The organism is Ruminococcus flavefaciens AE3010 (assembly GCF_000526795.1).
Taxonomy (GTDB): Bacteria; Bacillota; Clostridia; order Oscillospirales; family Ruminococcaceae; genus Ruminococcus; species Ruminococcus flavefaciens_D.
Genome location: NZ_JAGT01000001.1, coordinates 1,746,515 through 1,762,703 on the forward strand (window position 1 = coordinate 1,746,515; position 16,189 = coordinate 1,762,703).

The 16,189-nt window shown below is 48.5% G+C and carries 18 protein-coding genes; 4 read left to right on the top strand and 14 right to left on the bottom strand.

The annotated features are described in order from the left end of the window. From trmB to N774_RS0107545, 3 genes are all read left to right on the top strand, one after another. A complete protein-coding gene (gene trmB / locus N774_RS0107535) occupies window positions 1-669 on the top strand; it encodes a tRNA (guanosine(46)-N7)-methyltransferase TrmB (RefSeq protein WP_024860653.1) in 669 nt (222 codons plus the stop codon). Further along, window positions 669-878 (top strand): hypothetical protein, encoded by a 210-nt coding sequence (locus tag N774_RS0107540; protein ID WP_024860654.1) that lies wholly within the window; start codon window positions 669-671, stop codon window positions 876-878. The genes trmB and N774_RS0107540 overlap by 1 nt, the downstream gene beginning before the upstream one ends. Window positions 879-1,451: 573 nt before the next feature. Then, on the top strand, window positions 1,452-2,441 hold the full coding sequence (locus N774_RS0107545) for a diaminopimelate dehydrogenase (RefSeq protein ID WP_024860655.1): 990 nt from the start codon (window positions 1,452-1,454) through the stop codon (window positions 2,439-2,441). 85 nt (window positions 2,442-2,526) lie between these two features. Here N774_RS0107545 and N774_RS0107550 read toward each other — a convergent pair whose 3' ends face one another. The 13 genes from N774_RS0107550 to N774_RS0107615 form a co-directional block, all read right to left on the bottom strand. Beyond that, window positions 2,527-3,600 carry a radical SAM/SPASM domain-containing protein gene (locus N774_RS0107550; RefSeq protein WP_024860656.1) on the bottom strand — a complete coding sequence of 358 codons (1,074 nt, stop codon included), beginning with the start codon at window positions 3,598-3,600 and terminating at the stop codon, window positions 2,527-2,529. A 3-nt stretch (window positions 3,601-3,603) separates the two neighbouring features. Then, window positions 3,604-4,470 (bottom strand): dockerin type I repeat-containing protein, encoded by an 867-nt coding sequence (locus N774_RS0107555; RefSeq protein WP_024860657.1) that lies wholly within the window; start codon window positions 4,468-4,470, stop codon window positions 3,604-3,606. A 39-nt stretch (window positions 4,471-4,509) separates the two neighbouring features. Beyond that, window positions 4,510-5,388 carry a dockerin type I repeat-containing protein gene (locus tag N774_RS0107560; RefSeq protein WP_024860658.1) on the bottom strand — a complete coding sequence of 293 codons (879 nt, stop codon included), beginning with the start codon at window positions 5,386-5,388 and terminating at the stop codon, window positions 4,510-4,512. 121 nt (window positions 5,389-5,509) lie between these two features. After that, on the bottom strand, window positions 5,510-5,866 hold the full coding sequence (locus N774_RS0107565; protein ID WP_024860659.1) for a hypothetical protein: 357 nt from the start codon (window positions 5,864-5,866) through the stop codon (window positions 5,510-5,512). Between the two features lie 224 nt (window positions 5,867-6,090). Continuing rightward, window positions 6,091-7,248 carry an FtsW/RodA/SpoVE family cell cycle protein gene (locus N774_RS0107570; RefSeq protein ID WP_024860660.1) on the bottom strand — a complete coding sequence of 386 codons (1,158 nt, stop codon included), beginning with the start codon at window positions 7,246-7,248 and terminating at the stop codon, window positions 6,091-6,093. A gap of 374 nt (window positions 7,249-7,622) precedes the next feature. Next, window positions 7,623-9,149, bottom strand: a complete 1,527-nt coding sequence (locus tag N774_RS0107575) for a YifB family Mg chelatase-like AAA ATPase (protein ID WP_024860661.1) — start codon at window positions 9,147-9,149, stop codon at window positions 7,623-7,625. Between the two features lie 12 nt (window positions 9,150-9,161). Further along, window positions 9,162-9,944 carry a hypothetical protein gene (locus tag N774_RS0107580; RefSeq protein ID WP_024860662.1) on the bottom strand — a complete coding sequence of 261 codons (783 nt, stop codon included), beginning with the start codon at window positions 9,942-9,944 and terminating at the stop codon, window positions 9,162-9,164. Between the two features lie 211 nt (window positions 9,945-10,155). Continuing rightward, complete coding sequence (locus tag N774_RS0107585; RefSeq protein WP_024860663.1) at window positions 10,156-10,671, bottom strand: S1 RNA-binding domain-containing protein; 516 nt, start codon at window positions 10,669-10,671, stop codon at window positions 10,156-10,158. 40 nt (window positions 10,672-10,711) lie between these two features. Next, on the bottom strand, window positions 10,712-11,014 hold the full coding sequence (locus N774_RS0107590; RefSeq protein WP_024860664.1) for a hypothetical protein: 303 nt from the start codon (window positions 11,012-11,014) through the stop codon (window positions 10,712-10,714). Then, window positions 10,962-11,549, bottom strand: coding sequence for a spore cortex biosynthesis protein YabQ (yabQ, locus tag N774_RS0107595; RefSeq protein ID WP_024860665.1), 588 nt, complete (start codon window positions 11,547-11,549; stop codon window positions 10,962-10,964). Before yabQ ends, N774_RS0107590 begins: the two co-directional genes overlap by 53 nt. Continuing rightward, window positions 11,546-11,824 (bottom strand): sporulation protein YabP, encoded by a 279-nt coding sequence (gene yabP / locus N774_RS0107600; protein ID WP_024860666.1) that lies wholly within the window; start codon window positions 11,822-11,824, stop codon window positions 11,546-11,548. The genes yabQ and yabP overlap by 4 nt, the downstream gene beginning before the upstream one ends. A gap of 65 nt (window positions 11,825-11,889) precedes the next feature. Further along, window positions 11,890-12,915 (bottom strand): hypothetical protein, encoded by a 1,026-nt coding sequence (locus N774_RS0107605; RefSeq protein WP_024860667.1) that lies wholly within the window; start codon window positions 12,913-12,915, stop codon window positions 11,890-11,892. A 169-nt stretch (window positions 12,916-13,084) separates the two neighbouring features. Beyond that, on the bottom strand, window positions 13,085-14,179 hold the full coding sequence (locus N774_RS0107615) for a DUF3810 domain-containing protein (protein WP_024860668.1): 1,095 nt from the start codon (window positions 14,177-14,179) through the stop codon (window positions 13,085-13,087). A 270-nt stretch (window positions 14,180-14,449) separates the two neighbouring features. Between N774_RS0107615 and N774_RS0107620 the strand changes: the two genes are divergently transcribed. After that, window positions 14,450-15,448, top strand: a complete 999-nt coding sequence (locus N774_RS0107620) for a dockerin type I repeat-containing protein (protein WP_024860669.1) — start codon at window positions 14,450-14,452, stop codon at window positions 15,446-15,448. Window positions 15,449-15,502: 54 nt separating this feature from the next. Here the strand turns inward: N774_RS0107620 and N774_RS0107625 are convergent, their stop codons facing one another. Further along, entirely contained in the window at window positions 15,503-16,111 is a 609-nt protein-coding gene (locus tag N774_RS0107625; RefSeq protein ID WP_024860670.1) for a hypothetical protein, read from the bottom strand. Between the last annotated feature and the right edge of the window lie 78 nt (window positions 16,112-16,189).

The following is a 16,189-nucleotide window of genomic DNA, read 5'->3' on the forward strand; positions in this document are numbered from 1 at the left end:
ATGAGGATTCGACACAAACCATGGGCAAAGCCCGAGCTTGAGGCTTGTCCCTTTTATATACCAGAGCCCCAGAAGCAGATCGGTCACTGGCGCGAGCTCTTCTCAGAGCCCCAAAAGCCTCTGTATGTGGAGCTCGGCTGCGGCAAGGGCGGCTTCATATCCCAGGCTGCTCCAGCACACCCCGAGGTGAACTTCATAGCAATGGATATCAAGAACGAAATGCTGGTACTTGCCAAGCGCAAGCTTGAAGCTGCCTATGAAGCCAAGGGGGCTTCTCCCGAGGATAACGTGCGCATTGCTATCCAGAACATCGAGCGCCTTGAACTGGCATGGGACGAAAATGACAGCGCAGACCGTATCTACATAAACTTCTGCAATCCGTGGCCTAAGGCAAAGCACAAGAAGCGCCGCCTTACCCATACCCGTCAGCTGGTGAACTACAAGAAGTTCCTCCGCGGCGAGCTGTGGTTCAAGACCGACGACGACGAGCTTTTTGAGGAAAGCTTCGAGTACTTCGAGGAAGCGGGCTTCAAAATCAAATACAAGACATACGACCTTCATGCCGAAAGTCCCTATGAGAACTTCGTGACGGAGCATGAGAAGATGTTCTCAGACGAGGGCAAGAAGATAAAGTTTCTCATAGCAGAGCCCATAAGGGAGGAAAAGTAATGGATTTCAAAAAAGACTTCCACGGAATACACATTGAGGGCGGCTCCATAAAGACCGCAGGCAAGGGAAATCTTTCGGTCACAGAGGACGTGCCGCAGAATATCCGCACAAAGATCGATCCCAAGACTGTGGCAAAGACCGCCGCAAAGGCAGCAGCCCTCACAGGGCTTGTCCTGCTCAAACACAAAGCAAAGAAGCGTAAATCATAATTTACGTTTGTAGGGGCGGATATTATCCGCCCGAAATGTAGGGGACGGCGTCTCGACGTCCCGTTTGGTAGGGACGTTTTCCGAAAAACATTAAGGGACGCCCTCTCTTGCAGGACCCCCTAATCGGGTCCGTCCCCTCTGTCGCGCTGCGACATCTCCCCACCCCGTGGGGAGTCACCCTCTCCAGAAAACAATTCACTGGATTGTTTTCGGGATTCACCCTTGCGGTGACTCCCTATAGTATAGGGAGATGCCCGAAGGGCAGAGGGTCGTCGCTCCTGTTAGGAGCGCCTTCGTAAAGTTTCGCTGTTCTTTAAAAGCTGGGAACAGCGACCAGAAGCGCTGCCTCTGACCTTACTGGTACGTCCCCTCTGTCGCTACGCGACATCTCCCCATCTTATGGGGAGTCACTCTGCCAAAGGAACACAGTCCCTTTGGAATCCCGTTCATATCCTCAGGAAGTTATTACGTTAAATTATGATTTAAAGCTTTACAACTCTAGAAAAAGGTGATATAATGTTTATAAGCTGCGTTCAATGGCGAGCGCAGTAATCATAAAGGAGGAATTTCCAAATGGGAAAAGTAAGAATAGGTATTTCAGGCTACGGCAACCTCGGAAGAGGCGTTGAGCTGGCTATCCGCCAGAACGACGATATGGAGCTGGCAGGCATCTTCACCCGCCGCGATCCTTCAACAGTTAAGCCCCTTACAGCAGGAGCTAAGGTATACAGCATAGCCGACGCTGAAAAAATGGCAAACGACATAGACGTTATGATAATCTGCGGAGGAAGCGCTACAGACCTTCCCAAGCAGACTCCCGAAATGGCAAAGCTCTTCAACGTTATCGACAGCTTTGACACTCACGCAAGAATCCCCGAGCACTTCGCAAACGTTGACAAGGCAGCCAAGGAGAGCGGTCACCTCGCATTCATCTCACTTGGCTGGGACCCGGGTCTCTTCTCACTGAACAGACTTTACGCCGAGTCAATACTCCCCAACGGCAAGAGCTACACATTCTGGGGCAAGGGCGTAAGCCAGGGTCACTCAGACGCTATCCGCCGCGTTGAGGGCGTTAAGCGCGGTATTCAGTACACTGTTCCTATAGAGTCAGCTATGGAAGCTGTCCGCAGCGGCAGCCAGCCTGAGCTCACAACACGCCAGAAGCACAAGAGAGAGTGCTGGATAGTTGCTGAGGAGGGCGCTGACCTTGCAAAGATCGAGAACGACATCAAGACAATGAAGAACTACTTCGACGAGTACGATACAACCGTAAACTTCATCAGCGAAGAGGAGTTCGACGCTAAGCACAACAAGATGCCTCACGGCGGCTTCGTAATGAGAAGCGGTCTCACAGGCGACGGTGAAAAGACTCATCAGATGATAGAGTACTCACTGAAGCTTGAGTCCAACCCCGAGTTCACAGCAAGCGTGCTCATCTGCTACGCAAGAGCACTTGCAAGACTCAAGGCTGAGGGAGCTACAGGCTGCAGGACTGCATTCGACATCGCACCTGCATATCTTTCAAAGCTCAGCGGCGAAGAGCTGAGAGCTTCAATGCTTTAATAAGACCACAATAACGAAAAAGTACGGAAACCGAATGTTTCCGTACTTTTTTTGTTCTATACCTAATATATCATGACAGATATCATCAGAAAAGGATATCCTTGAAGCAGACCTGAGGCTTGTTATTGTCGAAGTCCCAGCTGTGATATGCGTCGCCGTGGCAGAATTCCTTCTGGTCACACTTTGAACAGACCTCGTTATCATCTGCAAGGTCACGGCGGAATATCTGGAATTTGTTCTTCCATACCTCGCTGAATCTGTCAGTGAGGATATTGCCCTGTATGAACTCGGGACGGCGCTCTATATCGAGACAAGCCATGATATCACCGTTTGCAGCGATACTTGCAGTGTACAGACCTGCTGTGCAGAGGTAGTACCAGTCGCGCACCTCGCGCTCGTACTCCAGACCGAGATAGTGGCTGCAGCCGTAGCATACAGGCTCGCCTGCTATACGCTTGTTTCTGATAAACTCAAAGAGATACTTGTAGTCATCGGGAGTAAGGATAAGCTCGGGGTGCTGTTTTGCACGTCCCATAGGCTCCATATTGACAACTCGCCATGAGTCGATATCCATTTCGTTGAATATCTTGAACATCTCGTCAAGCTCCTTGATACTCTTGTGAGTAACAACAGTAGTTACCTGTATATGCTCAAAGCCGCCCACACGGATAAGGCTCTCGATACCGTTCATAGCTCTCTCATAGCCCTTGGGAGTTCTTCTGAACTCGTCGTGAGTAGCCTCCAGACCGTCGATACTTACAGAGATGGTAGCCATACCTGTTCTTTTAAGGTCACGGGCAACGCTGTCATCGATAAGGGTAGCGTTGCTTGTCATGCCCCACTGGAAGCCAAGCTCGTGGGCAGCTCCCAGAATATCGAAGAAGTCCTTTCTCAGCAGGGGCTCTCCGCCTGTGATATCAAGCATCTTGCCCTTTGTGGTCATATCCTCCTTTACCTGTTCAAGGAAGGTCCTGTACTGCTCAACGGTGAGCTCATCGGAGGCAACATCGCCGCAGCGGCTTCCGCAGTGGAGACATCTCTCGTTGCAGCGGACAGTTAGCTCGAGGAAAAGGTTGCGGATCTGTGGGTCCTTCATAAGCTTCTGTCGGTAGTCCCTCATCTGTCTGAGGTGTTCAAGCTTCATTTTTTCGTCGAGCATATATTACTTCTCCTCGGGTGTTATTTGCTGTGCAGTAGTTTCGGTAGTCTGATTCGGATTTATCATCTGAGCCTTTGCATCTCTTGACGGCATGATGCCATACAGAGTTACTACAGTATCCTTTATAGGCTCATATGTAGTTGTGGTAGTAGTGGAAGTTCCTGTCGTGGTAGTATTCTCGGGAGCTGTTGTGATCTGCTCTATCTCGATATTATGGCTTCCATACCAGTAATTGAACCTTTCCTGAAGCTCCTGCTTTGTCACCTTGCCGAGAACATACTGCTGGAGCAGGATAAGATCGGAGATAGACAGCTTTCCGTCATTGTTCATATCAGCGTAATATGCTTCCATGAACTGGTCGGAATACCTTTCAGTTCCCTTTACCAGCATCTTTCTTACCGCAAGGATATCGAAGCTGTCAACGTAGCCGTCAAAATTTACATCTCCCACAAAATTCTGAAGCGGCGGTCCGTAAACAGGCTGTACTGTTGTAGTGGTAAGGGTAATGACATCATCGGGAATACTTGTAGTTGTTGCAGTAAGGGAGGTAGTCGGCTTGGTTCCGTAAACAGGCTCTACTACTGTTGTAGTGAGCTGATTGATGTCTCTGATAGTAGTTGTTGAAGGACATACACCGTAAAGAGTCACTGTAGTAGTTTTTGTAGCCTCAATGAGCTTTGTGGTAGTTGTTACCTGTGGATCATTTTCCTGCTGTCCGCTGTTCCAGTTGGGATCCTCTAATCTTATTGTCTCAACAGGGTCCACCACAGGACGTCCTGCATTGCCATCCTCTGCCACTGCAGGCATAGCCATAGCGTTTGATACTGCGAACATTGCCGCGGTAAGTAACGTGTGAATTGTTTTTTTCATGTTTGAACACTCCTCTCAATATTTTTCAGTTTTATATTCTCATTCATCTTCAGATGAAAGCTTTATCTCTATATTTTCCTTGGTCTCAAAAACAGCCTCATCTATTATATCCTTTGCAGGCTTTATGCCGTAAAGACTGACAACTATATCCTCTCTCGGATCGTAGGCAGTGGTCTCTGTGGTAACAACAGGCTTTTCCTCATCGGGAGCACCTATGGTCTCAACGGTTTTGCCTGTCATCATCATTTTACTTCTGTCGATCTCAAAGGAATCTATCTTGCCCAGCAGGAAGCGCTTTAAAAGGATAAGGTCTGCCATATTGACCTTGTCGTCTTGATTTATGTCGGCATTGTGTATACTGCGGAAATTGTCGTATGACGAGAACTCCATACCGCTTACAAGCATTCTTCTCAGAGCTATCTCGTCGAATATATCTATCCGCTGATCAAGATTGAGGTCACCGAAATCCCTCATACTCATTACAGGTCCGTAAAGCGGCTGAGGCACGGTAGTTGTTGTAGTAGTCAGGGGCGGAACAGTACCTGTAGTCGTTTTCCAATTAGGACCGGGACCATAAAGCGGATAAACTGTAGTTGTTGTTGTACGTAACAGCGTTGTCATAGGAGCAGTCGTTGTGGTGACAGTCTTCTCCTCATCATCGGGTATCTTCCAGTCGTGGGAATGGTCGTTGAGGTCGTCTATAGGAAAGGAACCGTAAAATAACTGTCCGGCCTGTCCTGTTATACGCTCTAAATCATCCCACCCAGAACTACCAGTGTAATTGCCCCATTCTGACCAGTTGTACTGTTGGGACTCCACGGTCTCGGTATTGAGCTCCTCTGCCGATGTGGGAAGAGCGGACATATTTGCTGCCGCGAACATAGCCGCTGTGAGCACTGTGCGCAAAGTCTTTTTCATAAAAACACATCCTTCAAAAACCCAGTGACATATAATAAATGCACTGAAACATATAAGTTTTTTTCTTTCGCTTCAAACTTTGTAGGCGTGCACAAATAAGCGCCCACTTTATTGTGCATTTCTACTCTGTGAAGCTTTCGGGCGGCCCATAAACCAGCTGTATCCCATCTTTTTCGGGAGAGTACAGCTCGGTTCCCTCTTCTATATCTGTACTTTCTGCGGCAGGCGGTCCGTAGACATCCTGTATCTCGTCCTTTGACGGGTCGTAGGTAGTTGTAACAGCGTCGGTAGTAAAAGTTTCCGTTTCGGGAGGTCCATAAAGCGCAGGAACTGTCACAGGCTTGGTCGTTGTAACAGCTTCCGTAACAGGCAGACCGTATACTGTAGTAAGGTCGTCATGCCCCACATCGCAGCCTGTGAGCATAGCAGCTCCCGTAAGCACCGCAGCCATAAGAGCAGTCTTCTTATTCTTTTTCATGCCCTCGCCTCCGCAAAAAAATCTAATTACTTTTATTGTACTCCAAATATAACATTTTGTCAATGAGGAGCAGCAAATAACTGTGCAATACAGCGTGCTTTGCAGCATTTTTTACAAGCTGGGGCAACAAAACTTGTCGGATATAACGAATATAATTTTTACTTTATTAACACCCGATTCTTATACATAAAAAAGCTCCCGCATTTCTGCGGGAGCGATACTCATTAATCGTCTTCGTCCTCGTCGTAAAAGACGTTGTAATTGACAGCGCGGTGGCTGTAAGTGCTGAGCACAAGTCCGATGATGGCGTACATACTTATCATAGCCGTACCGCCTGCGCTGAGGAATGGCAGCGGTACACCGATAACAGGAGCTACCTTGAGAACCATGCCGATGTTCATGATACAGTGGGTAAGGATAAGTCCGAAAGCGCCCATGCATATGAATTTTCCCAGATGGTCGCGGCACACGCGGCTGTCACCGAATATTTTCAGGCAGATGTAGGCAAGGATAATAACAAGTCCCACAGTGCCGATGAAGCCAAAGACCTGTCCTGCGTAGGTAAAGATAAAGTCGTTGTGTATCTCGGGAACGGTGATGTAATCATCAGGCTTTCCGAAAAGTCCCTTTCCGAAAACGCCCCCCGATTTCAGAGCCGCAAGGCCCAGATCCTGCTGATACTCGATATACTCGGGGTCTGTTCCGGGGTGGAAGAGTATGAGTATACGCTTTTTGTGGAACTCGCTCAGTGCAAAGAACCACATGCCCGCAACTCCCGCCGCAACCACAAAGGGAGCTGCAACAAGGTATTTCCACGATATCTTCGCGGAGCATATCATGAATGCAAATATTCCAGCAAATACGATAGCCGTTCCGTAGTCGCCCTGCAGGCCGACGATACCGATAGGTATCATGCCGTGTATGACTATGAGCAGCATATGCAGGGGCTTGTTCATCTCCTCCTCGTCACGGGAGAGATGATAGCCAAAGGTGAGTATGAACGCCAGCTTCAGCACCTCCGAGGGCTGGAACTGGATAAAGCCAAGATTGAGCCACGCCTGGTCGTCGGCGCCCTCACGCCTGTAGCCCAGGGAGGTAAAGGTCAGGGCTGTAAGTCCGAGAGCCACGGGGACGAATATCACCCACAGCTTTACAAGCTTACGGTAGTCGATGAATGATATAACTACCGCAGCCACAACTCCTGCCACCATAGAAAAAGCCTGTGTTTTCCAGTAGCTTGCCCCCACCTTTTCGAGGACCTTGTTATAGGTTATGGAATAGATCAGCAGCGTACTGAGAGCCGCACAAAGCGTTACCGCAAAAAGCAGACCTCCGTCGATGCTGTGCTTACCCGAGGGTAATTTTTTAAATGCCGATTTCATTGTTTCTCCTTATTTCTTTATATAAAAATTGCAAACGCGCATGAATGGGACTCCAAAGGGTTCACACCCCTTTGGTCAGGTCAAGGGTGACTCCCCACAGGGTGGGGAGATGTCGCAACGCGACAGAGGGGACGGACCCGATTAGGGGGACAGCCCTTGTGGGGTATGGGGCAAAGCCCCATCAAAAACAAAGCGCCTCGCAAAGGGTGAATTCAAAAACAGTCCAGTGGACTGTTTTTGAGAGGGTGACTCCCCACGGTGTGGGGAGATGTCGCGTAGCGACAGAGGGGACGGGCACGATTAGTGCCGCCTTGCAAGAGAAGGCGTTCCCTAAATCGGGACGTCGAGGACGCCGTCCCCTACATTATCAACTGTTATTCATTCCAGTACTTGCGGTCAAGGCTTCTGAACTGGGCAGCCGCCGCAACGTGCTGCTTGCGTATGACCTCAGAGCCGTCAATATCCGCTATGGTACGCGCCACCTTGAGTATCCTGTCGTAGGCTCTCGCGCTGAGTCCAAGTCTGTCGAACACGTTCTTCATCAGTGTTTCCGCAGCCTCGTCCATAGGACAAAATTCCTGTAATTTATCGGGAGTTATCAGGGCGTTGCAGGTTATACCCGTATCTCTGAAGCGCTCCTCCTGTAACTTTCTTGCAGCCACAACGCGCTTTCTGATGTCCGCGGAGCTCTCCTCCTTTACCTTTGAGGAAAGGTCGCCGAACTCCACGGGAGCCACCTCGATATGGAGGTCAAAGCGGTCAAGAAGCGGTCCCGATATCTTTGAAAGATAGCCCGTTACCTTGTTTTTCGGACATATGCATTTGCGCTTGGGGTGTCCGTAATAGCCGCATGGACAGGGATTCATAGCTCCTATGAGCATAATTGTACAGGGATAGGTCACAGTTCCCGATGCACGGGCGATAGTCACCTTTCTGTCCTCCAAGGGCTGGCGGAGTATCTCCAGCGTTTTGCGGTCAAATTCCGCAAGCTCGTCCAGAAAGAGCAGTCCGTTATGAGCAAGGGACACCTCTCCCGGGTGCGGAACAGTTCCGCCGCCTGCAAGACCTGCCGAAGATATGGTATGGTGGGGCGAGCGGAATGGCCTTTTGGTTATTATGGGCATTTCGGGAGTAAGTAATCCCGAAATGGAGTGTATTTTCGTTGTTTCCAGCGCTTCCTCAAAGGTAAGGGGCGGAAGTATGGACGGCATGCGCTTTGCAAGCATGCTCTTTCCGCTTCCGGGTGAGCCTATGAGCAAGGCATTGTGTCCGCCTGCCGCAGCTATTTCCAGAGCCTTTTTCGCAGACTGCTGACCTCTTACGTCGGCAAAGTCCAGCGGATCGTTGTACGCAGCCTCAGGCGGTATATAGTGCTCGCAGGGCGTGAGGAGCTCCTCGTTTCGGAAATGACGGATAAGCTCCTCGGCGTTGCGGACTGCATATATGTCCACACCGTCGATGACAGAGGCTTCCTTGGCGTTGTCGGCAGGCACGAATACGGACTTTATGCCTATCTCACGGGCAAGCATTACCATGGGAAGAGCTCCGTTTATACGGCGGATATCGCCGTTGAGAGATATCTCTCCTATGAACGCGCAGCCGTCAGTCTCCTCGGTTATCATTCTCATACCGCGGAGCAAAGCCATAAATATAGCCATATCGTGAACTGAGCCGCTCTTTTTGGTGTCTGCGGGAGCAAGATTTATCATGACAGAAGCCACAGGAAAGCTGATACTGCATGAGCGCAGTGCAGCGCGGATACGCTCGCGGCTCTCCTTGACTACAGTATCGGGCAGCCCGACTATCTCAAACATCGGATTGCCGCGGCTGATGTCTATCTCTACATCTACAGGAAAGGCATTGAGCCCGAAAAGTCCAAGACTTGAAACCTTTGCAAACATAGTATGTCCCCCTTATTTGAGTTTTAACGGACTGAAAGAAATAGCTCCCTCTTTTCCCGAACGCGGACTGAATCTGCCTCTTGCAGCATTCGTACCCGATACGCTTACTGTGTCCAGCTCGGGCATATCGCCGAGCCCGTTATCGGGATCGTAAAAATTCTTCGGCGGTTCATGCAAAGGAGCGGCAGGCGCACTGTTATTCTGAGTCATCTTATTGAAGTAATCCGTGCCATATTTTGTTTTAAGGTATGGCTGGTAATTCTTATTATCGTCATATTCGGCAAGAATAACGTTGAACAGCGGAAAGCCCTCTGTCTTTGAGAGCTGCTCGTAGTCCCTCTTATCCTTGATAGCTTCGCGGCAGTAATACAGTCCCATAAAGCTTATCATGGCTGTGACAACATCAAAGCCCGTAAGCGATGCCAGAAGAGAGCTCAAAAGCAGCATAAAGTAAATTATCAGCAGGATAACGCCGCACACCTTGCGTTTTCCCATATTCAGCGCTGCGATAACGCCTATTGCCGCACAGCTGAGTACCTGTGCAAAGCCGAAGCCGATGCTGACATGAAAAGCGCCCTTGCTTATCTCTTCGCTGTTGAATATCATGGGTATCCAGCCGACAACATGCATAGGTATGCAGAGTATCGACAAAAAAGCCATGATAAGGCAGGCAAAGAGGGTAAAAAAGAATATCTTATGGCTGTTGCTCTCAATATCTCCCATTCTGCCGCGGCAGATCGGATAATGAGCGTGATTTGGCTTTTCACGCAGATCTTCATTCATATATTCGTCCATAAAACCACCTATCGGGTTAGTTGAAAGTTGAGAGTGAAGAGTTGAGAGTTAATGTGTTCGCAACGCTCACATTATTCAAATAATGTCGCCAAAGGCGACACCATAACTCTCAATTCTCAACTCTCAACTTTATGCTGATTCATAAGTATTATATCATAAAACAAAAAAAATAGCAAGTGCAAAAAAGCCGCCCTCACGGGACGGCTATGGTTTACTTTCTTCTTGTACCGTTCTTTCTGTCGGTACTGCGCTTGAGGTCACACATGCGCTCCTCACTGGTCTGCTTGAAGCGTGACATCATATCCTCAAATGTCATTTCAGACGGTGGTATCTGCTTCTTAGGCTCCCATATCACAGGCTTGCTGCGCTGTGGGCGCTCACTGTTCTTTTCGCCCTTGTCGAACTTCTCGGACTTATCTCCGCCCTTATCGTTCTTGTCGAACTTGCCCTGACCCTTGTCAAAGCGGCGCTGACGGGGCTGAGCATCACCGTTTTCCGAAGCCTTTTTAATGGACAGGCTGACCTTTCCCTGCTCGTTGATACCGATGACCTTGACCTTTACGTCCTGATCCTCGGTAAGATGCTCGCGGATATCGCTTACATATGTATTGGCGATCTCGGAAATATGCACCATACCTGTGCCTCCGCCCTCAATATCGACGAAAGCTCCGTACTGAGTGATTCCCTTGACCTTTCCGTTGTAAACCTTACCTATTTCCAGCTGCATAAATATTTATAACTCCTTTTTATGGATCGTTCCGATCCTATTAATCCCTTGTAGTGTCGTAAAATCTGCGCTCGTCGGGATAGGCATAGCCTCTCTCCTCAAGTGCGACCTTTTCCATATATTCCTTCAGGTCATCACTGTCAAGGACACGCTGCAGCTCGGCATTTTCGGTCTCATAAGCATCTATTTTAGTCTGTATCCTCGCCATCTGCTCTTCCTTAGCGTCGCAGTCCTTATTGGTCGTCACGATAAGCACCAGACATCCGATAAAAACGGCAACAGCGGCTAATTTAACGAGAGCGCCGTTGAACAGACCTTTTTTCTTCTGTTTTTCGTGTTTCATTTTTTTGCGCAACGTTTTTCACGTTCTTTCTCTTTTTATTTGCCATTTTATTATACAACAGAAGCCGCCTGTTTAGCAATACTATTTTTATTTTTTTAAGTGGTTTAACAATAATTTGGAGACTTTCTACAAATTCAACCGTTGCTTTTTTACATAGAGGTGCAAAAACTGCCCTTACAGGTCTGAAAATCAGCTTAAAAACAGCTCCCATGACCGAAAAAAGCTTCCGCAGAGTGGCAGTCACTACTCTTCCGAGGGTAAAGAAATACAGCGTAAAGCCAAGAACACTGCCGACAGCGAAATAAAGCCGCATCTCCCCTCTTGCCGCAGCGTTTGAAAAAGCCGTCAGCACCACGGCGTAAAGTCCCAGAAAGCCGATGTCCTCAGCTGCCACAAGGACGCTGTTATGGGGCAGCATCATTCTCATGACGCGGAGCACGTCGTAAGCAGCTCCAACAGCTGCTCCCATAAGGCAGAAAAGCCCGAAAAGCCGCAGCTCCTCGCTGACAGTGAAAAATGTCTCGGGGACTGTCATCTGAACAGCTTCCCGAGAGCTGAGATAGGACCTTTCTTGTCCTTGTCTCCATATATCAGCGCCCATATGTCGCCTGTTATGGTCATATCGCCTGTTTCAACGCTCATGGCGTCGATATGCAGCTCCCGCCCCTGAACGGTCAGTTCCCCCAACTGAGTGTAGAGTATTATCTCCCTCTCATCGAAGCTGTCCACGTCGGTTATGCCAGAAATACTCAGGCTTTTGCGGTTCTCCAGTATCATATTGTGATTTTGTTTAACAGTCTTGTCCTGCATGGTCTTACCTCCGGTATTTGATACTTGAAGTATATTCGGAGGCAAAGCGTTATATGCAGACAGGATCAATATTTCTCAACAAGATCGGCACATATGCCGTACAGCTCTTTCAGGGTCTTCGGCTCTGAATTTTCCTCAAATTCTCCGCCGCCGCCTTCGCCGAAGCCGCTGAGAACACTGTCGGCAGGATAAGTACCCGCAGGCTCACTGCCCTCAGACAGATCAGCAGCAACGTATATGATAAAATCCTTATATACCACAGCAAACCACTTCATATCGTTTATATCGTCCATGTAGAGTGCAGTTTCTTTCCTGAACGCATTTGCATCAAAGCCCTCGGAAAGATCAGTATCCATATTGTCATCAGAGCCTACGATAAAGGGCTTATCCATGCCTGCCGAACTCATCGTCTCCTCTTCAAGTCTGATAATGGCTGTATTCATTGCACTGTATGCGGAATCAGCAATTTCCGAATTGCTCTTCTCCTTTCTGACATCGCCTTTAGTGCGATCAACATTTACCTTCCAGCCTTCACCGGCCATGCGGAAAACATCTATGGTCGCCTCTGAGACCTCGCCTGTTTTTGCGTATTCCACCGCAAATGTCACATGATAGCACTCTTCAAGCTCGCAGGTGTCTGTAAGGTCCTCGCCCATAAGATCGGACTCTATTTCGTCAAGCTCATAACGGTCGATCTTATCAGGTCCGCCGTTTTCCTTTATCCACGCTTCGAGACCTTTTGCAAGTCCCCATACCTGCTTTATTTTATCCGCTTCTGCTCCCAAAATCGGCTCAGCGCTGATAACACCCTTGAATCTCAGCTTTTCATCCTCATTGAAGTTCATATACAGATCATGCTGTAAATAAGTGACCGCTTCTTCCTCGGTCATACTGTCATTTACTGTCATTTCGTCATCATCATCGCCATTCATAGTCACTTTGACTATATCCATATAGCCCTCGGGATACTGCATCAGAAGAGTCTTTTTGCGTTCATTTCCAACATATGCGTCAATAAAATCCCTGATAAGTCTCTCATATGAGCCTTCTTCAACAGTTTCAGCCGCAGTCTCAGCTGTAGTCTCCTCCACAGCCTCAGCTGTTGTCGCTTCCTGTGAAGCCTTTGTTGTCGCTGTATTATCCGAAGCGTCCTTGGCAGCTTTTTTTCCCGCAGCCTGTTAATGTACCGAATATTACTGTTAATGCGATGATTCCTGCAATTGCTTTTTTCATTTTTATTCTCCTGTCTTTTTTTGATAATTATGGGTAATAGTAGTCCAGCAGCAGATTCACCACCATAGAATATGCACGGATACCGTCCTCTCTGCCGTTCATGCGGATATTGGTATCTATGGCAGCAGTAGAAGCTTCGCTGACTGTCTCGGTTGAAATGACCTCCTTATCTGCGTTCTCCTCCCAATAATTCTCGGGCATGAACCTGAACCAGTCCCGCAGAACCTCGTCGGAAATGCCCTCGGAAAGGGGCATTGCTTCCTCTATCTCGTTCTCCCAGACAGCATTATGTACGTACTCCAGCGCGTCAAGATAGCCCGAATACTGAAACTCCACATTGTCGCTGCCCGTAGCTGCCACAAAAGATATGAAATTCGCCTCGTCCTCCTGTATGAAGCCCTTTAAATGGGCAAGCTCATGGCAGACCGTTGACGGCAGATTCGCCCTGACCATATCATCGTTGTAGTTGGCTTCGATGGTGTATGGCAGGTATATTCCCGTCAGATTGGACTGACTCATGAAATATGAGAACTGTATTGGCTTGGGAGCGGGATAATAGCCGCGGAGCTGTGAATACTTCTCCCCTGTGCGCTTCATGGCGGTGCGTGCTTCGCTTTTGAAGTCGCAGGTAAGAGTGAAGCAGCCCTCATCGTCGCGGGGGACCTGCTTGGCAAGCTCGTTGCACTTCATGATAAGAGCCCCATAGAGCTCCGTTATCTCCTCGTCGGTATGCTCATGCGCATTGGGGAAATACTTCTCGGAAAAGGGCGTGCACTGATACATGATGAAGCAGTTCATGGTCTCGGTAACAGTCACGTAGCATATTATCCACAGGGCGAGAGTCCCTGCAAAAGCGACTGTCCTGCGGCGTTTGCCCTTTCTGAAAATGAGCAGCAGCAGAAACAGGGGGATGCCGAATATCACCAGCGCAACTGCGGCAACGGTCAGCATTTCTCCCAGCGAGAACGGGAAAAGTCCGCTGATAAAGGATACGCAGTCGGATATCCTCGGAAATATCTTTGTAACGTAAAAGTCCGCAAAGGGACGGCAGAAACGCGCTATGATGTTTATGATTATCATCAGTCCTATAAGTATGAGCGGAACGCTGTATCGTTTCTTCATGGCTGACCTCCCGAAAAGTAACATTAATTAGATTATATCACAAAAGCCTGAGAATGGCAAGGTTTGCAGGAGAACTCATGCATGGCAATATTTCCCCACCCCTGTATAACTGCACAAATATATAACAGTGTTTTTTGTGCAGGCATACAAATCTCGGACATTTTTCAAAAAATGTGAGAGAAACAGCAGTCTGAAACGTCTAATAAGTGAAAGCGCAAGCAGCGCTTATTGAAAAACGAATAATACTTCACATAAAAAGGAGGTCATCTTATGAAAAAAAGGTTATTATCAGCTGTTCTTGCAGCAGCACTCACATTGACAGCTTTTGCGGCTGTTCCCACGACTGCTTTGGCTGATGACATTAATTCCGCCAAAGGCGATGCAAACTGTGACGGCACAGTTGATATGGCGGACGCGGTACTTGTCATGCAGGCGCTTGCAAATCCCGATAAGTACGGTGAAAACGGCACAGCTGAAGTTCATCTCACCCCACAGGGCATATCAAATGCAGATATGGACGGCGACGGTCTTACTGTAGGTGACGCTCAGATGATACAATCCCTTCTCCTTGGCGTCATTTCTGTTCCTCAGCCGCAAGCTCCCGCAACAGCTCAGGACGCAAGCTGGGGTTATGTTGCCTACAACGGAAAGACCATTTCTGCCGATCTGTACAGAACATTACAAAATATCACCGATCCGAATAACGTGATCTCTGTTTCACTTGAGTTCAGTACTGATTACAATTATGAATATAACGGCAAAACACTTATCGAATACCGTGATGACTGGGATTATCAGACCAGCCTTTACGAAAAATACGCACAGCTGCGCAAGGAGGGCGATTCGCTGAAATACAGCGAAGCATTGTATACGACAGGCAAGCCCGACGGCGAGAAGTGGGATAAGGATTGGTACGAGCTAAGAGTAAAGTATTACGGTGAAGAATTCCTTGCAAGGTATATCGTTGACGGCGAATTCCTTCGTGATAAAATGGAAGCCGATTATGAGGCGTTCATAAATAATAAGGACGCAGGAAACGCTTATCGCATATTCCATGAAGCCCTTGATGAATACGACAGATATATGGTTCAGCAATCTATCAAGCAGCTTGAACAGAAGAACATCAGATACGAATACACTGAAACAAATAACGATCTGGTAATTTATATAACTGCTGCCGAATTTGAGGAATTCTCCCTTGAAAAGGTATCACGATACATTTTACCTCGTACAAATTCGGAATATGGCTACGATGCCGCTGATGTTTAAACATAAGTTAACTGAATACCAAAAGAACCACAGGTGATGCCTGTGGTTCTTGCTTTACTGTTCGGTTGTCGTTTCAGCGGTCGAAGTCTCGGCTTCTGTCACTTCCGTCACAGGCTCCGAAGCTGCCTGCTCCACGGTTATCTCAGCAGTTTTCATATCCGTGAACTTCATAGTCAGCTTATTGTTGGGCATATCAAAGCCGCTGAGCAATCCGTCCTTATCAACGGTGAGAGTATAATCGCCGCCGTCAAGGCTGCCGCTGACTTTCAGCATGCCGTCGCTGTCCTCGCCGCTGAGCTCTTCAAGCTTTGCGTTGTCGTCCACAGCCCTGATGAGATTCAGCATCATCGCCTTTACGGGCACTGCCGACTGGGGCACGGAAAAGTTCAGCCCCTTGTAGGACGCAATAACGTTCCCCTCGCTGAATTCCAGCTTCACGCCACTGAGAGTATTGGGCTCGGAGAACTCTATCTGCCACACGCCCTCGCCGAAGCGCTTTATCTCGCCCTCGGCTTCAAGTCGGTCAAGATTAATGCTGACTGCTGCCGAAAAAGCAGTTCCCAGACCGTTTCTGCGTGAGGTGCTGCCCACCTCGGGTACAGCGCAGGCTGCAAGGCACAGCACCGCCGCCATAGTCAGTACGAATGTGAATATCCTTTTCATAATACCAGCTCCTATCAAGCAATGAAAATATATTTTCACATCCGACCGTTCTTAATACGCTTACCTCAACCGAAAAGT

Excerpts from the sequence above, each read along its gene's own strand:
- yabP (WP_024860666.1), bottom strand. The coding sequence starts at position 11,824 with ATGCAGGACAAGACTGTTAAACAAAATCACAATATGATACTGGAGAAC.
- N774_RS0107625 (WP_024860670.1), bottom strand. The coding sequence starts at position 16,111 with ATGAAAAGGATATTCACATTCGTACTGACTATGGCGGCGGTGCTGTGC.
- N774_RS0107555 (WP_024860657.1), bottom strand. The coding sequence starts at position 4,470 with ATGAAAAAAACAATTCACACGTTACTTACCGCGGCAATGTTCGCAGTA.
- N774_RS0107560 (WP_024860658.1), bottom strand. The coding sequence starts at position 5,388 with ATGAAAAAGACTTTGCGCACAGTGCTCACAGCGGCTATGTTCGCGGCA.
- N774_RS0107570 (WP_024860660.1), bottom strand. The coding sequence starts at position 7,248 with ATGAAATCGGCATTTAAAAAATTACCCTCGGGTAAGCACAGCATCGAC.
- N774_RS0107590 (WP_024860664.1), bottom strand. The coding sequence starts at position 11,014 with ATGAAACACGAAAAACAGAAGAAAAAAGGTCTGTTCAACGGCGCTCTC.
- N774_RS0107550 (WP_024860656.1), bottom strand. The coding sequence starts at position 3,600 with ATGCTCGACGAAAAAATGAAGCTTGAACACCTCAGACAGATGAGGGAC.
- N774_RS0107565 (WP_024860659.1), bottom strand. The coding sequence starts at position 5,866 with ATGAAAAAGAATAAGAAGACTGCTCTTATGGCTGCGGTGCTTACGGGA.
- N774_RS0107620 (WP_024860669.1), top strand. The coding sequence starts at position 14,450 with ATGAAAAAAAGGTTATTATCAGCTGTTCTTGCAGCAGCACTCACATTG.
- N774_RS0107545 (WP_024860655.1), top strand. The coding sequence starts at position 1,452 with ATGGGAAAAGTAAGAATAGGTATTTCAGGCTACGGCAACCTCGGAAGA.
- N774_RS0107575 (WP_024860661.1), bottom strand. The coding sequence starts at position 9,149 with ATGTTTGCAAAGGTTTCAAGTCTTGGACTTTTCGGGCTCAATGCCTTT.
- N774_RS0107540 (WP_024860654.1), top strand. The coding sequence starts at position 669 with ATGGATTTCAAAAAAGACTTCCACGGAATACACATTGAGGGCGGCTCC.
- yabQ (WP_024860665.1), bottom strand. The coding sequence starts at position 11,549 with ATGACAGTCCCCGAGACATTTTTCACTGTCAGCGAGGAGCTGCGGCTT.
- N774_RS0107580 (WP_024860662.1), bottom strand. The coding sequence starts at position 9,944 with ATGGACGAATATATGAATGAAGATCTGCGTGAAAAGCCAAATCACGCT.
- N774_RS0107585 (WP_024860663.1), bottom strand. The coding sequence starts at position 10,671 with ATGCAGCTGGAAATAGGTAAGGTTTACAACGGAAAGGTCAAGGGAATC.
- N774_RS0107615 (WP_024860668.1), bottom strand. The coding sequence starts at position 14,179 with ATGAAGAAACGATACAGCGTTCCGCTCATACTTATAGGACTGATGATA.
- trmB (WP_024860653.1), top strand. The coding sequence starts at position 1 with ATGAGGATTCGACACAAACCATGGGCAAAGCCCGAGCTTGAGGCTTGT.